Source organism: Paenibacillus sp. Soil522 (assembly GCF_001428245.1).
Classification (GTDB): domain Bacteria; phylum Bacillota; class Bacilli; order Paenibacillales; family Paenibacillaceae; genus Pristimantibacillus.
In genome coordinates, this window is the sequence record NZ_LMRV01000014.1 from 1 (window position 1) to 1265 (window position 1265).

At 38.0% G+C, this 1265-nt stretch carries 1 protein-coding gene; it reads left to right on the forward strand.

Annotated features, from left to right (window positions below; genetic code table 11):
- Positions 1 to 322: 322 nt before the first annotated feature.
- Positions 323 to 1153 carry a hypothetical protein gene (locus ASG81_RS03785; protein WP_056629380.1) on the forward strand — a complete coding sequence of 277 codons (831 nt, stop codon included), beginning with the start codon at positions 323 to 325 and terminating at the stop codon, positions 1151 to 1153.
- The last annotated feature ends 112 nt before the right edge of the window (positions 1154 to 1265 follow it).

The window sequence follows — 1265 nt, forward strand, 5'->3', positions numbered from 1 at the left end:
GGAATTTTAAGGGCTATGACCCGTTGCGTACTTCCATCGTACCGAGGCGCTCGTTTTTTTGCAAAGCGGAAATTTAACGCTCTACAGGAATGCTAACGGAAACGATAGTTGAATAAAACACATTGTTGAGCAGGCGCTAGCTACGATAGCCTGCTCTTTTTATTAAAGTAACTGGCAGATTAACGTAACATTCGGTATATTTTTAGCGTCTTAGTTTTTAGGTTTATTTGTCAAAGAAGGGCGAGTATTCTGAAATGGAGAAACTCAGAATCCATCATTAGTTGAAACTTTAGAAAATTTAGGGATGTAGGGAGTGGTATAATTGACGAATTCATCTCGGGTGGTCTTCGTCGGGGCTTTGTTGATGTTGACCTTATCTGCCTGTACGAATCAAAGAACTGTTGACATGGTATCAAGTAACCATGGTGACACTGAGGGAAAAATGAATACAGTGACGTCATCAGGAACAGAACAAAACATAGTACCAAAAGAGGAAAACTCCCCGTCGAGCCAAGAGAATACAGACACTGATGAAATGAAAGCGATAAAAGATGCCCAGGAGCTCCTAGAACTTATTAAGGAAAAAGATTCAGATAAATTATTAAGATTACTTAATAAGTCTGCCCGTTCTCGACTAGATATTGAAGGAGTAAATACAATAATTGAAGGCTTCGATGCAAATTTTGACCTGAAATCCCTATCAGTACAAATCAATAATGATGGACCTGCAATGTATCCTGAAGGTGGTCAGTATGAATTCGTTTTGGTGGATAAGAATTTTAAGGGAAATCATGAAGAGAATTCGTTAGTCATTCGTTATCAAGAAGATGGAGGTATTGTCTATCACAACCCTTATATACAGTATTTTCCTTATGCTGAGAAACTGGTTGTTAAATATTTAGACCTTATTGATGAGGGGAACACAACCGAATTGGCTGGGTTTTTAAACCCCGACGATGTTGATGTTCCAGATTGGGTTGCTGATGACATAATACGCAATTATAAGAATTTTTTTAATTCCGACATGTCAGTCCGTTATAAAAATCGGTTTACTTTCGTGATAGAGGACAGTAAGGGTAAAGAACACGAAATTGAAGTGATTTACGGTGCTGGATTGCTGAGTATAAAAGATGAATTTATTCCCAATTTTTAAATTGACTGTAATTAAGCTAAACATTCCTGTAGGGCCTAAGATTTGGCCTTTGTCAAAAAAGGAGCGCCTCTGTATGATGGGTTTGTCGAAAGGTCTAATAACCCAACACCAT